Origin of the sequence: Psychrobacter sp. DWR1-2-3, assembly GCF_049896465.1 — a bacterium.
GTDB classification, from domain to species: domain Bacteria; phylum Pseudomonadota; class Gammaproteobacteria; order Pseudomonadales; family Moraxellaceae; genus Psychrobacter; species Psychrobacter maritimus.
In genome coordinates, this window is record NZ_JAFCUJ010000020.1 from 1 (window position 1) to 511 (window position 511).

General features: G+C 42.3%; 1 protein-coding gene. It reads right to left on the reverse strand.

What is annotated here, in order from left to right; genetic code table 11:
* Positions 1-339: hypothetical protein (locus ACP7AA_RS13100; RefSeq protein WP_426223825.1), on the reverse strand; the 339-nt coding region annotated here is incomplete at its 3' end.
* Positions 340-511 lie beyond the last annotated feature (172 nt).

Genomic DNA, 511 nt, shown 5'->3' on the forward strand with positions numbered 1-511 from the left:
TTTCGATTGAGGCGCGTTGAGCTTTAACACTCTGATTGTTGGTTTGCAGCAGGGTGTAACACATTCGACAATTTCTGCTAGCCAATTATTTAAGCGAGCTTTCAAATTTTCGAACTTTGCCACACTTCTTGCGATTTTGTTGCGCAGCTTTCCACTATAAGTATATAGTAGCATAACCAACTGTATTAATGTAATAGCAACCGCCACAAATATGTAAATATATGTAACGCCATGCGCTGTTGGTGCTAAAGCACTGTTTATCAGCACAATTCGCTCACTGAATTGCATTCCGTTGTCTAATAAACCTAAGAATATAAGCAACGTTGTTTGTTCTCTCATACCGTATCCCGCTGATGTTGTCGTGTTCTCTTGAGTCTGGCGCAAGGGCAAGAGTGCACGCAAGCTACTGAACGACCAATAACCACGCTGCCTATCTTCTTTCGATTGAGGCGCGTTGAGCTTTAACACTCTGATTGTTGGTTTGCAGCAGGGTGTAACACATTCGACAATT